General features: G+C 60.4%; 16 protein-coding genes. 11 read left to right on the forward strand and 5 right to left on the reverse strand.

Annotation, left to right across the window (positions count from 1 at the left end):
- Window positions 1–2: 2 nt before the first annotated feature.
- Window positions 3–539, forward strand: coding sequence for a hypothetical protein (locus K0U62_08910; protein ID MCH9801630.1), 537 nt, complete (start codon window positions 3–5; stop codon window positions 537–539).
- Window positions 529–1,173: a hypothetical protein gene (locus K0U62_08915; GenBank protein ID MCH9801631.1), complete on the forward strand. Its 645-nt coding sequence runs from the start codon at window positions 529–531 to the stop codon at window positions 1,171–1,173. Before K0U62_08910 ends, K0U62_08915 begins: the two co-directional genes overlap by 11 nt.
- On the opposite strand, the gene K0U62_08920 is transcribed toward K0U62_08915, so the two are convergent.
- Entirely contained in the window at window positions 1,170–1,862 is a 693-nt protein-coding gene (locus K0U62_08920) for a TetR/AcrR family transcriptional regulator C-terminal domain-containing protein (protein MCH9801632.1), read from the reverse strand. The genes K0U62_08915 and K0U62_08920 overlap by 4 nt on opposite strands.
- 90 nt (window positions 1,863–1,952) lie before the next feature.
- Here K0U62_08920 and K0U62_08925 point away from each other — a divergent pair, with 90 nt between their 5' ends.
- Both K0U62_08925 and K0U62_08930 read left to right on the forward strand, forming a co-directional pair.
- Entirely contained in the window at window positions 1,953–2,924 is a 972-nt protein-coding gene (locus K0U62_08925; GenBank protein ID MCH9801633.1) for an NAD(P)-dependent alcohol dehydrogenase, read from the forward strand.
- Window positions 2,925–3,043: 119 nt separating this feature from the next.
- Window positions 3,044–3,655 (forward strand): MarC family protein, encoded by a 612-nt coding sequence (locus K0U62_08930; GenBank protein ID MCH9801634.1) that lies wholly within the window; start codon window positions 3,044–3,046, stop codon window positions 3,653–3,655.
- 40 nt (window positions 3,656–3,695) lie between these two features.
- Here the strand turns inward: K0U62_08930 and crtI are convergent, their stop codons facing one another.
- The 4 genes from crtI to K0U62_08950 all read right to left on the reverse strand — a co-directional run bounded on the left by crtI (window position 3,696) and on the right by K0U62_08950 (window position 7,776).
- A complete protein-coding gene (crtI, locus tag K0U62_08935) occupies window positions 3,696–5,195 on the reverse strand; it encodes a phytoene desaturase (GenBank protein MCH9801635.1) in 1,500 nt (499 codons plus the stop codon).
- Between the two features lie 109 nt (window positions 5,196–5,304).
- Window positions 5,305–6,465, reverse strand: coding sequence for a glycosyltransferase (locus tag K0U62_08940; GenBank protein MCH9801636.1), 1,161 nt, complete (start codon window positions 6,463–6,465; stop codon window positions 5,305–5,307).
- Window positions 6,458–7,213, reverse strand: a complete 756-nt coding sequence (locus K0U62_08945; protein ID MCH9801637.1) for a carotenoid biosynthesis protein — start codon at window positions 7,211–7,213, stop codon at window positions 6,458–6,460. The genes K0U62_08940 and K0U62_08945 overlap by 8 nt, the downstream gene beginning before the upstream one ends.
- A 50-nt stretch (window positions 7,214–7,263) precedes the next feature.
- Window positions 7,264–7,776: a hypothetical protein gene (locus K0U62_08950; GenBank protein MCH9801638.1), complete on the reverse strand. Its 513-nt coding sequence runs from the start codon at window positions 7,774–7,776 to the stop codon at window positions 7,264–7,266.
- Between the two features lie 264 nt (window positions 7,777–8,040).
- On the opposite strand from K0U62_08950, the gene K0U62_08955 reads away from it, so the two are divergent.
- The 7 genes from K0U62_08955 (at window position 8,041) to mraZ (ending at window position 17,076) form a co-directional block, all read left to right on the forward strand.
- Complete coding sequence (locus K0U62_08955; protein MCH9801639.1) at window positions 8,041–8,340, forward strand: hypothetical protein; 300 nt, start codon at window positions 8,041–8,043, stop codon at window positions 8,338–8,340.
- Between the two features lie 52 nt (window positions 8,341–8,392).
- A complete protein-coding gene (locus tag K0U62_08960; GenBank protein MCH9801640.1) occupies window positions 8,393–8,821 on the forward strand; it encodes a hypothetical protein in 429 nt (142 codons plus the stop codon).
- A 5-nt stretch (window positions 8,822–8,826) separates the two neighbouring features.
- Window positions 8,827–12,591: a DNA polymerase III subunit alpha gene (locus tag K0U62_08965; protein MCH9801641.1), complete on the forward strand. Its 3,765-nt coding sequence runs from the start codon at window positions 8,827–8,829 to the stop codon at window positions 12,589–12,591.
- Window positions 12,482–13,861 (forward strand): DNA polymerase IV, encoded by a 1,380-nt coding sequence (gene dinB, locus K0U62_08970; protein ID MCH9801642.1) that lies wholly within the window; start codon window positions 12,482–12,484, stop codon window positions 13,859–13,861. Before K0U62_08965 ends, dinB begins: the two co-directional genes overlap by 110 nt.
- A gap of 309 nt (window positions 13,862–14,170) precedes the next feature.
- Window positions 14,171–14,536, forward strand: coding sequence for a DUF3040 domain-containing protein (locus K0U62_08975; protein MCH9801643.1), 366 nt, complete (start codon window positions 14,171–14,173; stop codon window positions 14,534–14,536).
- A gap of 383 nt (window positions 14,537–14,919) precedes the next feature.
- Window positions 14,920–16,230 (forward strand): CopD family protein, encoded by a 1,311-nt coding sequence (locus K0U62_08980; GenBank protein MCH9801644.1) that lies wholly within the window; start codon window positions 14,920–14,922, stop codon window positions 16,228–16,230.
- Window positions 16,231–16,644: 414 nt separating this feature from the next.
- Window positions 16,645–17,076, forward strand: a complete 432-nt coding sequence (mraZ, locus tag K0U62_08985) for a division/cell wall cluster transcriptional repressor MraZ (GenBank protein ID MCH9801645.1) — start codon at window positions 16,645–16,647, stop codon at window positions 17,074–17,076.
- Window positions 17,077–17,233 lie beyond the last annotated feature (157 nt).

The following is a 17,233-nucleotide window of genomic DNA, read 5'->3' on the forward strand; positions in this document are numbered from 1 at the left end:
GTATGGCTGAGCGAAACCGAGTTGGCGACGAGATCGCCCAGCGCCCGGTGCTCACCTCGTACGACAGCTACGAAGAAGCCCAAAAGGCGGTGGACGCCTTAAGTGATGCCCACTTCCCGGTGCAACATGTCGCGATCGTTGGCGTGGACCTAAAGCTGGTCGAAAGCGTCATCGGCCGAATGTCTTGGGGTCGGGCGGCCTTCTCGGGTATGGGCACCTTCGCTTGGTTTGGCGTACTGATCGGCCTGTTCGTCAGTTTCTTCGGCAGTGACGAATACGCACTTGGTCAACTGGTCTTGATCGGGCTGCTCTTCGGGGCGGCGTTTGGCATTATTTTCGGTCTGGTCTCCTACGCCTTCACGGGCAGGAAGCGTGACTTCGTGTCACGGCAAGCGCTCAAAGCTAGTCGGTACGACCTGCTGTGTGAGTCGGAGCACCTAGCTGCGGCACGGCGAATCCTCGGGATGGGGTCGGTTTGGCCGCCGCCACTGCCTGAGCCACTCGATACCCCAGCGGAAGGGGAACCGGATGCCCGCTGAGCCAGAATGTCCCCGCTGCGGCAACTTGTTGCGGCCGCCCAATGTGATGCACGAGTCCTACCTTTGTCGACAACACGGCCAGGTGGCGCCACTGCAGCCAGCAGTGCTGCCTGATCCCGACCAGATGCACAACCTACTGGCATCGGCAGCCGTGCCAGCGTGGTTACCGTGGCCGCTGCCGACAACCTGGGTCTTTACTGGCCTGCGAATCGTGGGTGGCGGTTCCGGCCCGATTCGGGCGGTGGCTGTCGGGCTGACCGGAACGTCATTGGCGACCGGGCCGGCAGACCTCATCATCGTCTCCGAACAACCGGGAACCGGGCTAGGAGCACGACTAGCGGGCCTTGCTAGTCCCGATCCCGACCAGGGGCTGTTCGCGGAGCCAGCCACGATCAGCCTGACCGCAGCTGGCTGGCCGACGCCACTGTGGTCACTGCCGGGGGACGCCGATCGCACCAGTTATGTCGGGGAAGCCGCCGGCGAGTGGTTGTGGCTAGTTGGTTGGCCGGAGTTGACCTGGTCAGTGATTCACGACGATTTACGTCTCATCGACGTACGCAAAGCAGATCGATTAGCGGATCTGCCACGAGGAGCGCTGATGCCACGCTTGCAGCAGCTCGATCACGCCGATTAGCGCGAGTCGGCAGTCGGCTCTGCGGGAGTGTGATCCCGTCGCAATCCCTGCAGCACCAACTGCAGGCCGTAGACAAACTCTTCGCTGTAGTTATAGCCAGGTTGCATGACGTGTTCCATGGTGAATGCGGTGAGGTAGGGGAAGGCTGCTGCCATGTCCGCCATCCCCGCCATGATGTCCTCGGCGAGGTCCTGGCTCTCCTCCGGAGTGTCGAACGGCAGTTGAATCTCTTGAATCACAAAGCCGAAGACGTAGGCGTCGATGAGTGAAAACGCGTGCGCGGTCATCGACCAGCTGAAGTTGGCTTCGCGCAGATTGCGAATGATCGCCTCGTGGTGAGTCAGCGTTGCTGCTCCGGGCGTTTTGCGGGAATCCAACAGTTCGACGGCCCACGGGTGGCGCAGTAGGGCCGCTCGCAGTGACTCGGCTCTGCGTTGCATCGCTGGCTGCCACGGTTCCCCGGGTCGCGGGAGTTCCACCTCGGCGAAGACCAGGTCCACCATGCCGTCCAGCAGCGCGTCTTTGTTCGGGAAGTGGTAGTACAGCGACATTGCCTCGACGCCAAGCTGTCGGGCGAGTTTGCGCATGGTCAGCCCGCTCAAGCCGTCGGCATCTGCCAGGGTCATCGCCTCGTCCAGTGCCCGATCCGGGGTGAGTGCGGTACGGCTCACAACAACTCCAATTTGCATTTTCTTACAACGTAAGGTTACTGTAGCAGCAGTCAGACTTACGGCGTAAGGCTAGGAGGAGCCATGTTAACTACTATCGAAACCACAACCATGCGAGCCATCACTCAGGAAAACTACGGCGGTGCCGAGCAGATGCAACTAATGCAGCGCTCAGTGCCACAGCCCAAGGACAACGAGGTACTACTGGAGGTAGCGGCTGCCGGATTGGACCGTGGCACCTGGCATCTCATGCATGGGTTGCCCTACATCATTCGTCCCGCATTCGGGATGCGCGGTCCACGACAGCCAGTGCCAGGCCTTGATGTCGCTGGTACCGTCGCGGCCGTCGGCGCGAAGGTGACCGACTTCGCAGCCGGCGATGCGGTTTTCGGTTTTGCCAAAGGTTCCTTCGCGGAGTACGCGGTAGCGGATCCGGGCAAGTTGGCACTGATGCCGGCTGGGATCGAGCCGACTGCGGCGGCAGCCCTGGGAGTCTCTGGGCTCACTGCCCTAGGGGCGGTCCATGACAAAGCCCAAGTCAAAGCCGGCCAGCGAGTGCTGATCACTGGCGCCTCTGGTGGCGTGGGCAGCTACGCCGTGCAGATGGCGGCTGCCCTTGGGGCGGAGGTCACCGGCGTATGTAGTGGCAGCAAGTCCGGCTTCGTGCGCTCGCTGGGAGCGACACGAGTCCTGGACTACACCGCCGGTCCCATCACCGCAGATCAGCCCTTTGACGTCATCATCGATATCGCTGGACTGACCAAGGTGCGGCAACTGCGTAAGTTGCTCACCAAGACCGGCACCATCGTGATGGTCGGCGGCGAAGGAGACAATCGCTGGACCAGCGGTTTCGGTCGCACCGTGCGGGCCGCTTTGATCTCCCCCTTCATCAAACAGAACATCGTCATGTTCCTCGCTTCCGAGCGACACGAGGACCTGGTGCGGCTGGCTGAACTGGTCGAGCAAGGTGTAGTGACCCCGCAGTTGGACCAAGTCCTTCCGCTGGAACAGGCCCCGGCTGCGATGGAGTTGCTGGAGAAGGGTCAGGTTCACGGCAAGGTTGCCCTGGCCGTTCAGAACTAGCGCTGCTAGGTGGTTCGATTGATGGAGCCAGGGCGGTGGCAAGTGGCCACCGTCGCCGCCCGGTTCGGCTACCGTGAAGTCATGCCAGCAACATCGTCGCTGATCATGAGCGCGTGACGATGGACGCTGCTCTCTTTGGGTCGGTTTTCGTCACGTTGTTCGTGATCATGGATCCGATCGGAATCATTCCGGTTTTCCTTGGTGCGGTCGGCAATCGACCACAACGAGAAGTGCGGCGGCTGGCCTGGCAGGCAGCGCTGACCTCGCTGTTACTGATCACGGTTTTTGCGATCTTTGGCGATTGGATTCTCGACTACCTGAACATTTCGCTGCCTGCGCTGCGAGTAGCCGGTGGACTGCTGCTGTTGCTGGTGGCGCTGCGGTTACTCACCTCCGGCGAGGTGGCCAAAGTCGACGCTGATGACGCTGCCAACGTTGCCCTCGTTCCCCTCGGGACACCGCTGCTAGCGGGACCGGGCGCGATTGTCGCAGCGATCCTATTTGTGCGTTCGGCAGATCAGACAGCCGACTACCTGGCTATCACTTTGGGGATCGTGGCGATTCATCTAGTGATCTGGCTATCGCTGCGGTTCTCGACCGGAATCCTGCGAGTGCTGCGGCCCGCTGGTGTCACCGTGCTGTCGCGCATCGCGGGAATGCTGCTGGCAGCTATTGCCGTGCAACTCATCGCCGATGGGGTGCACGAGTTCATTTTGGAATGGCAGGAGTAGCCCGCTCGGCAATGGCTCGGGACCACTGAGCAGATCGGTACTACGAGGCGCAGCCACGCTCGGTGGGCTCAGTTTGTGGCCGCTCATCGCCGCGGCCGATTTTGTCGGCCACAATCTCGGCCCCAATGCCTACCAGTGGTAAACCTCCGCCCGGGTGAGCGGTACCGCCCACGAGGTAAAGACCGGGAATCGCGCCGGTATTGCTAGGTCGGTGCAGTACCGACATCGCGCCGTGGGAAGCCGTGCCATAGATCGCGCCATCACCGGAGCCATCAGTACCGGCCAAGTTCACCGGGGTCTGAACTTTCCGCCAGCGGATGCGATCGCGGACGTCACAGCCACGCTCTGCTAGTAGTTGCAGCAGGTGATCGGCGTACTGCTCGACCGTTGCCGGATCGCTGTAGTCGAAGGTGTCTCTGCTGCCATCGCCATGCCGCGGCGCATTGACCAACAGGAACCAGGCCTCACAACCCGCAGGCGCCATGGTCGGGTCCGGTGGTCGGCACACGTAGATCGCGGGATCCTTCGGCAGACGACCAGCGGCGAGATCGGTGAACTCAACGTCGTAGTTGTCCGGCAACCATACGTTGTGGTGATGCAGATCTTCCGAAACTCCGTCTAATGCCAGCAGTAGTGCGAAGCCGGAGTAGGAGTGATCGCGGGTGCGGGGAGGTTTGGCACCCAGCAGTTGTGGCAGGCCACGGGCATCCGAGTCGGAGACCACAATGTCAGCGCCGATCAGTTCACCGTCGGTCAGCCGGACTCCGGTCACGCCAGCGTCGTTGTGCTCGATGGCCTGCACCTCGGTATTGGTGCGAATCGTGCAGCCCACTTGCTCCACCCGCCGGTGTAGCGCGGCGGCGAGTTGCCCCAGTCCGCCGCCGATATGCCACAAACCGAAGGTCTGTTCTACGAACGGAATCGTGATCAGTGCGCCAGGTGCTTTGCGTGGCTGGGAACCGCTGTAGGTGGCGTAACGATCCAGGATGCGCGGTAGGTGGTTGCCGGGCAGATACTTATGGCCGGTGCGATGCAATGACCGCCACGGTGCCACCGTGCGTAGCCGTTGCGGGGAACGCGCCATGCCAGCAAGTTGCCGAGTGCTCACCTCGGAACCCAGTACGTCCTCGCGGGTCAGGGCCCAGACCTCACCGGCACGACGCATCAACGTCCGCCAGGCGTCGCCTTCCTCAGTGCTGAACTGATCCGTGACCGCAGCCGCAGTACGGCCAACACTCGAGCCCGGCAGTCGCAGTACGCGATCGGTGAACCCGTAACGGAAGCCTGGTTCCACCTCCTGCAGGTCAACCTCATGTTCCAGTGGTCGACCGGTCTTGAGGAATAAATCCAAATACACCGCGGGCAGGGTGAACAGGCTCGGTCCGACGTCAAACGAAAAACCCTGATCGGACCAGGTGTGTAGTTTGCCGCCAACCCGATCACTGCGTTCCAGTACGGTCACGGCATGGCCCTTGGCACCCAGGCGCGCCGCAGCGGCCAAGCCGCCAGCCCCAGCACCTACAACGCAGATTCTTGCCACGACGCCAGCCTAGGCGGTCGCGCGGTGCACCGTTGGGTGTAGGTGGTCTGGTTAGTTGCGACACCGGTAATCTGCAGCTCGATCGCCGCGTTGCCGGTGTGCTGCTGGTTCAGTTCGGAACTGGTTGTGGCGTGACCGGTCGACCGCGCCAGGTATTGGTGCCGCGGCGGTGTTGTAGTACTGAACGGGTCGTCAGCGCGGCGAATGCGGCCACCGATAGCGGATGCAGCGCCACATCTGGCCAGCCGCGGCTACCGGTTGCTTGGGCGGCTATCGTCCGATTGGCCACTCCGGCCAGGTAGCCGGTGACTGCCAGCGTTTGTAGTCGCCAAGAGCGGCTCACCAATCCCGCCAATGGCAGCACATAGATCGCAACCAATCCGGCGCTGACGGCCAGACCTCGTTTCGGTCCACCAAAGGCTCGCCACAGCGACTTGCTGTAGCCGGCCACAACCTCGGCATCGCTGCGATACATCAAACAATGAGCGACCGTTGCGGCATCGGCTAGCCCGGCGCGATAGCCGCGGCGCTTCACTGCTCGGGCGAGTTCGATGTCATCGAGCACCTCACCGCGGACCGCGGCATGGCCACCAATGGCGTGATAGGCAGCTGCATCAAAGATCAGGAATTGACCGTTAGCTGCGGCCAGGCTGGGATCTGATCGAGACTCTGCCAGATCCAGTGGCAGCGTGGTGAGCCATGACCACTGCTGCAGCGGCTGCAAGAGTCGAGCAAGAGGGGTGGTGGCTTGTTGCTGCGGCCAGGCAGATAGTAACTGCAGGTCTCGTTGCCGTAGTTCGCCCACGGCGGCAGCGACCGCTGTGGGTTTCAATCGAACATCTGCGTCCACGAACACAACTACCGATGCGTCAGTAGTGGCTGCGAGTCGGTGACAAGCCCACGGCTTTCCTAACCATCCTGCCGGCGGGTCCCCGGTGCCGCGCTCAATCTTGATACGGGGATCGTCAGCGGCCGTCTGTCGTGCTAGTTCGGCAGTGCCGTCACTGGAGTCATCGTCGAGTACTCGAACAGTCAGGTTCGCGATCCCTTGCTGCTGGCGCAGTGACTCGATACAGCCAGCAATGTGGGTTGCCTCATCGCGAGCGGGGACAAGAACTGCGACCGGTTCCGCAGTGGTTGCGGGCGGCGCAGTGGCTAGGTGTCGCAGCAACTTCGAGTTACGCCTTGCGTGGAGCAGGCCGGCGCTAGCCACTGCTGTGGCAGTGGCTATTAACGCGACGGCGGTGCGCCCGCCCCATCGACTAGCCATCGTCAAGTTGCAGGGTTCGTAGTCGCAGTACCAGTATCGCCATCGGGATTCCCAGCGCGACGCCACCGACTAGCGCAACTGCCGGGCGACCGAGGAATACGGCGTTGGCTATGACATTTCCGACATATACCCACGTCAGCGCGGTCATGGGTTGCGCGATCGGTGCTCCTGGTCGCGCCGGGAGCAGCATCGTGAGCAGCGACATGAGAATCAGTGCCGCGATGACCCAGCCCAGGTAGTTACTTATCGGGATGCCCGGCAGTCCCGGGATCGCTGGTTCGGTACTACTCCATACCCAGTGACCTTCCGCAACCATCTGCGGGTCGAGAAACAGGTCCCAGGTCGCCAGAAGTCCGGCACCCAATGCGATGCGTGCCAGTCGATTCCAGCCAGTACGTTCGACTACTGCATGGATGGGGTAGGCCATCATCGCCCACGCCATCGGGATGAGTAACGGCACAGCGCCTAGGTGTGGCCCCAATCGATCGGTGTATTCGTACTCACCAAACGGCCACCCGGTATTGGTGCCTAGTGCCTCAATCGTCCAGCCGAAACTGCAAGCAATCGCGAAGCAGGCCAGCGTCCATGCTGCCCCTCGACTGCTCAGGCTGTGGGTCAGTGACGCGGCGAAGAGCAGTGTGACCCCCGCGATGGTTAGCGCATCACGGGTCGTGCCCTCGGTGAGAATCCACAGAATGTTCGAAAGTACCCACAGCGCGGTCAGTGTCCAGCCAATAATGCTGCCCACCCGCTTACCGCGGTGGGATCGCTGCTGCTGGATGGCGGGGGAGGTGGTGCTCACGATGCTGGTGGTGTTCGGTCCTGGTTGGTTGGTAGGTCACCTACTTCTGCGGCGGTGCCAGCAGTAAGGCGTAGAAGTTGAGCGTAGTTGCTCGGGAATACCCAATTGGGGTCGCCCGCCGGAACCCACATGGTGGTGGAGCGTGACAGTGAAATATCCAAGACGACGTGACTGCGGGTTTCGGTTGCGACTGGGGCGATTCCACCGGCGACGTGGCCAGTGCGTTCCTCGACTGATTCGGGGGTCATTTCGACAAGGCCTGATTCACCAAGCACTCCGTTGAGTTGGATGGGATCTGCATCGTGCCCCTCGGGTAGTAGCACTAAAAAGAAGTGATCAGCGTTGCTGTGAAACAGGTGGCTGGTCACTATTAGTTGACCGGGGGAGTTGCTGACAATCTCGCGGGCCTGACTGATTGGTGTCGCGTCACCGCGCCAACCGAGCTCTGTCAGTCGAGCCACAACTCGCGTCACCACTGCTGGTGGCGCGGCTGACTCCCGCTCATCCATGATCGCAGCGTAGTGGGTACTGGGGAGAAAAGGGACCAATCGGGTGTTCCCGACAGTAGGTCTTGACCGTTGTCGGACCACTGACGTAGCGTTCACTACATCGAACATATGTTCGATAAAACCCAGGTACTCATCGGGCAGATACCAAGTATCACGCCACGGTGATCACCATCGGATGCAGTCACTGAACATGCGTCTGGGCCGACCTTCCCCGGCGGGGCCTAGCCCCACCGATCGACCCGTCATGCCTAAAAGGAGGTAGTCATGAGTCGTCGCTATAGCGACCAAATCCGAGTCATGGTTTCCCCACCGGCGGATCCAGTCGAACCGGAACCGCCGCAGTCTTTTCACTGGCGTGGTCGCCGCTACCGAGTGACTGAGGTGCTAGCTCGTTGGACTGAGGCGGAACAGTGGTGGCGCTGGGCAGAGCACGGCTCCGACCGATTTCCTGCCGATGCGATGGTCTGGCGAGTAGCCGCATCCCGTAGGGGCACCGCCACTGGCGTGTTTGAACTCCGTCATCGACCTGGTTCTGCCTGGTTTCTCATCCGAGCATTCGATTGAACAGTTCACATGAACAACCAGCACTTAGTCGGAACTACCTAAGGAGGAATAGATGAGAGCACCAGATTCTGCCGTGCCTGGTCGAGCGATCCCGCTGGCCAGTGCGGAGTTACTAACCTCGGCGGTTAACGAGGTGGAAGCGGCATTAGTTGAACCGTCTGCAACGTTGCGTTACTCCCGGGCGCAACTAGCCGCTCGTCGAGCTGCGGCTGCGGTCTTAGCAGCATGGGCGCAGCCAGTGGGAGTTCGGGGACATCGACCGCGTGATGTCTGGCAGTTACTGCCGGAAGTAGCGCCAGGGCTTAATGAATGGGCACAGTTTTTCACTGCAACCGCAGGAGTGTGCATCGCGGCAGAGGCTGGAGTGCTGAATGCGGTGTCTACTCGGCAAGCCGACGACATGATTCGTGATGCCCACCTGTTTCTCGAACGAGTAGTGGTCACGCTGTCGCGCGGCCCTCGTAGCACCGAATTGGTGTGATCGCGGTGGTAGTAGGAGAGCCGTTCGCGCATCTGCACACGGCATCGGCATATTCGCTGCGATATGGCGCCTCTCAGCCCGCAGCGTTAGTGGAACGAGCTGCCGAGCTAGGGCAGCCACTGCTGGCATTGACTGACCGAGGCGGCTTATATGGTGCAGTGCGATTCGCGATTGAGTGCATGGCGGCTGACATTTCGCCGGTGCTAGGAGTAGACCTGGCGGTCGCCCCCAGTGGGTTGCTGCGTCGATCCACACCGCAGCCATCGTCACGTCGCACTCCAGCTAAGGGCGGCGCCTGGGTTGAGCCCGATCATCCGCGGGTAGTGCTGCTCGCCCAAGGGCAACAGGGCTGGGCATCGTTATGCCGGTTGGTCTCGGCAGCGCATTTATCGGGTCAGCGGGGAGAACCGGTGGCAGATGTAGCTCAGATCGCCCGACATAGTGAGGGGCTAGTGCTGCTGTTGGGGGCAGAGTCGGAATGTGGTCGTGCGGTAACTGCGCATCGACTCGATCTCGCCGACCGACTACTGCGTCGATGGCGAGAAATCTTTGGCGATCGGATGCATGCTGCGGTGGCATGTCACTTGGTGCCGCAGTCGGGGGAGTCGATGGCGGGTCGGACCGGTCCAGGAGCAGATGGATTATCACTGCCGGCGGCGTCTCGGTTCTATCGCTGGGCAGTGGAACGGAATGTCTCGCCAGTTCTTACCAATGCAGTCCGTCACGCCCACCGCGAGCAGGCCCCAGTAGTCGATGTCTTGGATGCCATTCGGCGGCTAGTCCCGTTGAGCAGTCGGCATCTCAGTCGGGGGAATTCCGAGGGCTACCTCAAATCGGCGGCGCAGATGTTCCAGATGGGAGAGCAGGTTGTTACTGCGGCGGGGTACGCCACTGATCGGGTTCAGCAGTTATTAGCGAACACCATGGCACTGGCGCAGCAGTGTGCCTTAGACCCGGTAGCGGATATGGGTATCGGATCAGTTCATGTCCCCGAATTAGATGTACTCGTGCCGGACCTGAGCCCTGGCGCTGATCATCGAAGTGCGGCTGCACGAATGCTGCGCCAACGATGTGAGCAGGAACTACCTCATCGCTATCAGGGTGAAAGGGAGCGGCGGGAAGCGGCAATCCGGTTGGAGCAGGAGTTAGACACCATCGTGCAGTTGGGGTTCCAAGGCTATTTTCTTACTGTCGCTGAAGTTGTGGATCTGATTCAAAGCATGGGGGTGCGAGTTGCTGCTCGCGGATCAGGCGCCGGCAGTCTGGTGAACCATCTGCTGGGTATCTCAGGAGTAGAGCCAATGCGACATGGCTTGATTATGGAGCGCTTCCTCTCGCCGCTACGCCGCTCATTACCCGATATCGATATCGACGTGGAATCTGCCCGACGTACCGAGGTGTATGAGCAGATCCTGCAACGGTTCGGTGGTGAACGCTGCATCTGCGTATCGATGATGGATACCTATCGAGTTCGTCATGCGATTCGAGATACTGGCGCCGCACTAGGGCTACCGCCAGCCGATATCGATTCTTTTGCCAAGGCTTTCCCCCACATCGCGGCCCGGGACATTCGATCGGCGTTGGCGGATCTGCCGGAGCTACGCACGAGTGGGCTAGGTCAGCTCGCTGCGACCGGTGGGATGGATCGATTCTTAGATCTGGTGGAGGCGTTAGACGGCTTACCACGGCACGTGGCGCTTCATCCTTGCGGTGTGCTGTTGTCAGACGCTTCATTGCTTGACCGGACCCCGGTGGAAGCCTCATGGCAAGGGTTCCCCATGAGCCAGTTCGATAAAGACGATGTGGAAGAAATGGGCTTTCTCAAACTGGACGTGTTGGGTATTCGCATGCAATCCGCTATGGCTCACGCCGTCACCGAGGTGCAGCGAGTTACCGGCGCAGAGGTAGATATTGATCGCGCCCCGCTAGACGATGACGACACTTTCCAACTGATCCAGTCCGCCAAGACCTTGGGCTGTTTTCAGATTGAGTCACCTGGACAGCGAGAGTTGGTGGGGAAGTTTGCTCCGGAGAATTTCGACGACATCATCATCGACATTTCACTGTTCCGGCCAGGACCGGTAAAGAGCGACATGATCAGCCCATTCTTGCGGGCCCGACAGGGCTGGTCGCTGCCGGAGTATGTGCACGAAGATCTAAGACCGGTATTAGCCGAGACCGCCGGTGTGGTGGTGTTCCACGAACAGGTAATCAAGTTGGTGTCGATCATGACCGGTTGCACCTTGGCGCAAGCGGACGAAGTCCGCCGCACCATGGGCAGTCCGGAAGGGCAGCAACGGGTGCGGGGCTGGTTCTATCCGACAGCCATGGCGCAGGGCTATTCGCTAGCTACGGTCGAGGAGATCTGGGATGTATTGCAGGCCTTCGCATCTTTTGGCTTCTGTAAAGCGCATGCGGCAGCCTTCGCGCTGCCGACCTACCAGTCAGCATGGCTCAAGGCGCATTACCCAGCAGCCTTCTTGGCTGGGGTGCTTACTCATGATCCCGGTATGTATCCCAAGCGACTGATTCTGGACGATGCTCGCAATTTTGGAATTCCTATTCTCGGCTTGAACATCAATCAATCTGATCGGGTGTATCGAGTGGAGCAGGTAGGGGAGTCTTGGGGTATCCGACTGCCACTCGCTGAGGTGAAGGGGATTTCGGCGGCGGAGGAATCTGCGATTGTCGCTGGTCAACCGTATGCCTCGCTGACAGAGGTCTGGCAACGCAGTGGGTTGTCTCGGCCGGTCGCAGAACATCTGGTGCTAGCCGGAGCATTCGATGATTTGCATGGGCTCGGTAGTAGCAGACCAGGCCGGTTAACTCGACGGGACTTACTGCTGCAAATCATCGAGTTGGAGCGACATACCCGGGCAGCGCAGGGTGGACGTGGCACGAGGCGCGCCGCTCGGCGCGCCACGCCACCAGCCGAAACGAGTTCGATCGACCCCGCGATCGCTGCGCGACAACAATCCTTAGCGCCAGCTCCGGCGCAGGACCCAGATCAAGTTGAGGTGCAGTTCGCGCTGGATCTGTTCCAGCCACCGGAACCGATGCCCAGCGGTCTGCCAGAAATGGGTAGTGGCGAGAAGGTACGGGCTGAGGTGGAAGTTTTGGGGATGGATGTCAGCAGCCACATTGTGTCGTTCTACAACCGGATGCTGGCCGACCTGGCAGTAGTACGTTCCCAAGACCTACTTAACTGCCGCTCCCAGTCCGAGGTTTTAGTTGCTGGGGTCAAAGCGGCAGTGCAGACGCCACCGGTACGGAGTGGCCGGCGAGTGGTTTTTCTGACGCTAGATGATTCCACCGGTCCGGTGGACGCCACCTTCTTTGAGGATGTGCAAGGTGACTATGCGACGACGGTGTTTCACTCCTGGTTATTGCTAGTCCGCGGAAAAATTCGCCGTACCGGCCGACGAGGCATTTCGTTACGAGCCACTGGTTGTTGGGAGTTAGGTGAGGTTTGGCAGCTGTGGCGGGAGGTCGGTGCTGAGGGAGTGCAGCAGATGTTGGCTGCGGCGCCAGCGCCGGATAGCGCTGGTCCAGCCGCCGCGAACGACTCCGATCCCCGGCGGCGGACTGCTGCTGGTGGCATGGGGCAACGCCGCCGCGTGTTGGTGCACGCCAGCGGATTCCGAATGTCGCCTTACGCTGATGTCAGGCCAGCAGGCGAGGAAGCGGGTAAGCCGCAGCCGCGGAGGACCTCCCGGGGCGGTGCCCCCGGAAAGTTATGGCACTCCAGTCCAGGCAGTAGCGGATGGTGAGGAGAGAGCGGTGAGTCGTAATCAGTTGCGTCGGCCCAACGCAGCGACGATCTCGGCATCTGATGACAGCGACTGCAGCATCCTGCATGTCGATATGGATGCTTTTTATGCTTCGGTGTCGCTAGTAGATCGTCCGGAGCTGGTGGGAACCCCTGTCATCATCGGTGGGGCAACGAATCGAGGGGTGGTGCTGTCAGCCACCTACGAAGCGCGGGAACTAGGAATCCATTCGGCTATGCCGATGTCCCGCGCACGGCGACTTGCACCGCAGGCGGTGGTGTTGCCACCAGATTTCCCTCGTTACAGCGATGTCAGTTCCTCGATCATGACGCTCTTCCAATCGATTACCCCCTTGGTAGAGCCGCTCAGTCTCGATGAAGCTTTTCTGGATGTTGCCGGGGCTCGGCGTCGAGTGGGAAGCGCTCGACAGGTTGCCCAACTGATTCGGGATCGAGTACATGACGAGCAAGGCATCACCTGCTCGGTAGGTGCAGCCGCGACCAAGTTTGTGGCCAAACTCGCCTCAACTCTCGCCAAGCCGGATGGCATGCAGGTAGTGCCGCCAGATCAGGTGATCAGCTTCTTGCATCCGCTACCGACCGGATCGCTCTGGGGAGTGGGCGAGAAGACTGAGGCCACCCTGTCTCGATTTGGATTGGCCACCGTGGGCGATATCGCCGTCACCCCGGTAGCGACACTTCAGCGCATTGTTGGGGATGCTGCCGGTCGGCAACTCGCTGAACTCTCCTGGGGTCACGACCCTCGGCGAGTGCAGCCGCATGAGCCAGATCGCAGTATTGGCGCGGAGGAGACTTTCGGTGTTGATGTCGATGATCCGGATGTTGTAGTGCGGGAGTTGCTGCGGCTATCGGACAAAGTTGCTGCTCGACTGCGGCGCGGTGGCTACGTGGGGCGAACGGTGCAATTGAAAATCAGGTTTGCCGACTTCAGCACAATCACTCGGTCCCGTACGCTACGGGACCCAACGGATATCGGGCACGAGATTTATGGCACTGCAGTAGATCTCTTTGCTGGTCTCGGGCTGCAGCGGGCTCGCCTACGGTTGGTGGGGGTCCGGGTTACTGGGCTACTACCGGTTTCTGGTGCTCCACGGCAGCTGCTGCTCGATCCGGCTGAGCCCAACCGCCGCGAAGTGGAACAGGCCATGGATCGCATCTCACAGCGATTCGGTTCTGGCGCAGTTCGCCCAGCACGGCTCGTGCAATCGCCCGAGCCAGAGCCTCACAATTCGCCTGAGAGCAGCCGATAACTTACAGAACAACTATCTTCGTGATTGGCGGAGGGAACTCCACATGCGAATCGAACGTCACCAGCGACGCCTGCACATCATCAGCTCCAGCACCTTGGACCAGATGAGCACACTGTGTTCGGATAGTGACAAGATGTATATCTTTCCTAGGAAAGTTTGCTCGCGACGCCCTAAGAACCGACACAATAGGGCGAAGAGTTCAAATGGATTGTGTTCTCGGCTTTCCAGTCGGGGCCCACATGCCTATTCTGGGACAGACGAAGGAGGTGCGACGTGCTTTCGGATCACGAACAGCGGCTACTAGAGCAGATGGAACGTGCCCTATATGCCGAGGATCCCAAATTCGCCGATACTTTGCGCAAGTCTCGCCGGGGTGGGATGAACCGTAAGGGAGTATTGCTTGGAATCGGTGGTGTCATCGTTGGCCTCGCCTTACTCGTCTCCGGAGTCGCCACCCAAATCGTAGTTTTGGGCATCGCTGGCTTCCTCGTCATGTTGCTTGGTGCGATCTACTGCTACCGCTCCTTCGCGGGTTCTGGTAAGTCGGAAGAGGGAGAGGGCTCGGAAGCGAGCGCCGCTCCGACTGCCTCGCCCAAGGACAAAAAAGGTAATAGTGGCTTCATGGACCGCCTCGAAGAGCGCTGGGATCAGCGGCGCGACGGAGGCCAGTACTAGCTCGGCGGCGTCGGGCGCTGTCGTATGCGGTCAAAGAGTGTCGAGATGCAAGCCAACGCGCGCCATGAGAACTTACGGACTTCTATTACGCGTAACCGCGGTCAAAGCATTGGTCGGGGGCATGAAATCCAGCTGACTACAAAACAGTTCAGCATGATGAACCGCTCGGCAGAAGGGGAGAAATAGTCGCGAACGTTTCACGAGTCTTTGCCCCACTGATCGCTGCCCTTGCGCTGCTGACCTTCGGCGCTTCCCCCGCGGCCGCCCACCTGGACTTTGTCAGTAGCAATCCGGAAGACGGTCAGATCGTCAAAGGTGAGCTAACTTCAGTAAGTCTCACGTTCTCTATCCCGGCCGAGCCTGCTGGCAGCGGGTTCCAGGTCTTGGACAACGAGGGTACTGAGATCCCGTTGGACGTTGCGAAACAGCGCTCAGGCGAGAAGTGGGTTCTTACCCCTCGTGATGCTCTGAATGGCGGGCGATACGGAGTCAAGTGGCGTGTCACAGCGCCGGATACCCATCCCAAAGAAGGATCCTTCCGCTTCACGGTTGAAAATCAGGCTGGACCCACGAGTTCTCCGCAGGCGCCACCAGTCACAAGTGCACTTGATGAAGCGCTTTCACCGTCCGACACCACCGCGGCGGAGTCGATCCGATGGCTGGGGTCGGCAGCGGCCCTTTTGGGCATTCTGCTGGCACTGGGGGCGATCATCTTCCTGGCGTTCGTTATGGTCGGTCGGCCCGCAGAAGTGATCCGAATCCAAAAGATCGTCCGGTGGTCGGGGATGCTGGTGGTCTTCGGGACGCTTGTCCAGGTCTTGGGTAGATCAGCTGTGCAGCAAGAGGGTGACTGGGCTGCCGCACTCGCTCCGGAAGCTGTAATGGATCTTCTCTCGATGGCTGGCTTCGGTTGGTTTGTCCTACTGCGGATCGTGGGTGGCCTGCTGCTCTTTGCGGGTGCAACGACGGCGGTGCTGCCCCGCGATGAGGAGAATTCTGGCCCATCAGTCGATGAGCCTAAAGAGAAAATGGTGCGTCCCAACGTGCGAGGGATTCCCTGGGCGCTAGCTGGTGTCCTGCTCACCGGAGTGTCTTTCCTGCTGGACGGGCATACCGCGACGGTGCAGCCGTGGGTGCTGGTGTGGTTGAGCGATCTCGCCCACGTAGTTGCCGCTGCAGCGTGGGCTGGTGGCTTGGCCATATTGGCTGTCGTCCTGGGTCAACGTCGAGCTGCTGGCCATCCACTGGATCCCGCCCACCTAACTGTTAAGTTCTCGGTGGTGGCAGCCGCTGGGCTTACCATCGCTGGCTTGGCTGGCTTTGCGCTCACGGTGCAAATTCTTGATTATCCGGCGCAGCTGTGGGAAACGGTTTGGGGTCGCACCCTGATAGCCAAGGTGCTCCTTGTGGGGATAGTGGCGGCCTTCGGCGCCTACAACCACCTCCGGCTTGTTCCTATGCTGGAGGCGAGTTTCGAGTTACGGAGGGCTCCTGCGAAAGATTCAGCCACAGCCTCGCATCACGATGTCCCCCAAGAGTCCACGGGCGTCCAGCTGGCAGAGAAAACCCAGACGCAACTCGCGGTGGAGAAGGTCGGGCGCAGGCTCCGCGTGACCGCTTGGGTGGAGCTCAGTCTGCTGGTAGCAGTGGTGGGACTGACCGCCCTGCTCATCTCCTCGTCGCCAAGCGCATAGACGAGTCGAGCCCAATCTGGACCCCGTCGCTGTGAACATCCATCGGCGTGCCGCGAGTAACTAATGGCTGAGATCTACTGCCGCTGATACTTACTTGGTGAGTGCCAATACGGAACGTACGACATCACCTGTCTAGTAGTTGGGCATGCCAGCTCCCGCTTTTCATTCCGAGCGGGCACAGCCGGAACGGAGTTGTGAACTTTCGCGGGCGGTAAGCCCACAGGCCGGGCAAGCGCTCGCCTGACTGTTAATAGCAGCCGACTGCCGCGGCCATTAACGATCAGAACCCAATGGAGAGTTCTCGGGAAAAAGGGTTGACAGTGGGGTGATGTGGAATAAAGTGGAGGGTATTGGAGTACAGAGGTGCTCAACACGGTCCCCGTGGGGGCGTGGTGTCGGTGGAGGAGGACGTCCATGCTTCTCGGCACGCATACTCCTCGCATCGATGACAAGGGGCGCGTCGTTTTGCCGGCCAAGTTTCGTGACACCCTGAGTGACGGAGTGGTGTTGACCAAGGGTCAGGACCGATGTGTTGTGCTGTGGCCGGCTGAAGAGTTCGCCAAATACGCCGATCGGCTAAACGAAGCCTCCCGCGCCAATGCGGCAGTGCGCTCCTATCTGCGAGTGCTGTTTTCCAGTGCTTTCGACGACAAACCGGATAAGCAGGGGCGGATTTCAGTCCCGGGTGCATTACGTGACTACGCCGATCTCGATCGGGATGTGGTGATTGCCGGGAATGGTGCCACCGCGGAGATCTGGAACAAACCGTCCTGGACGAACTACTTGTCTGAACAAGAACAGTCCTTCTCCGACATTGGCGAGGAGGTAGTCCCTGGCTTGTTTTAGTCGTGACATGAGGTCTCTTTCCGCGTGGTCCTGACGTACTTCCCCGATGTCAGGGTCTGCGGGTTCCACCCAGGAGACCGGCACACTTCCCTGGTGCCGGTCTGGCGGGAAGGGACCTGATCTCACGACTGCCCCGGGGCTTGGACGATTGTCGTCG

Source organism: Actinomycetes bacterium, from assembly GCA_022599915.1.
Taxonomy (GTDB): domain Bacteria; phylum Actinomycetota; class Actinomycetes; order S36-B12.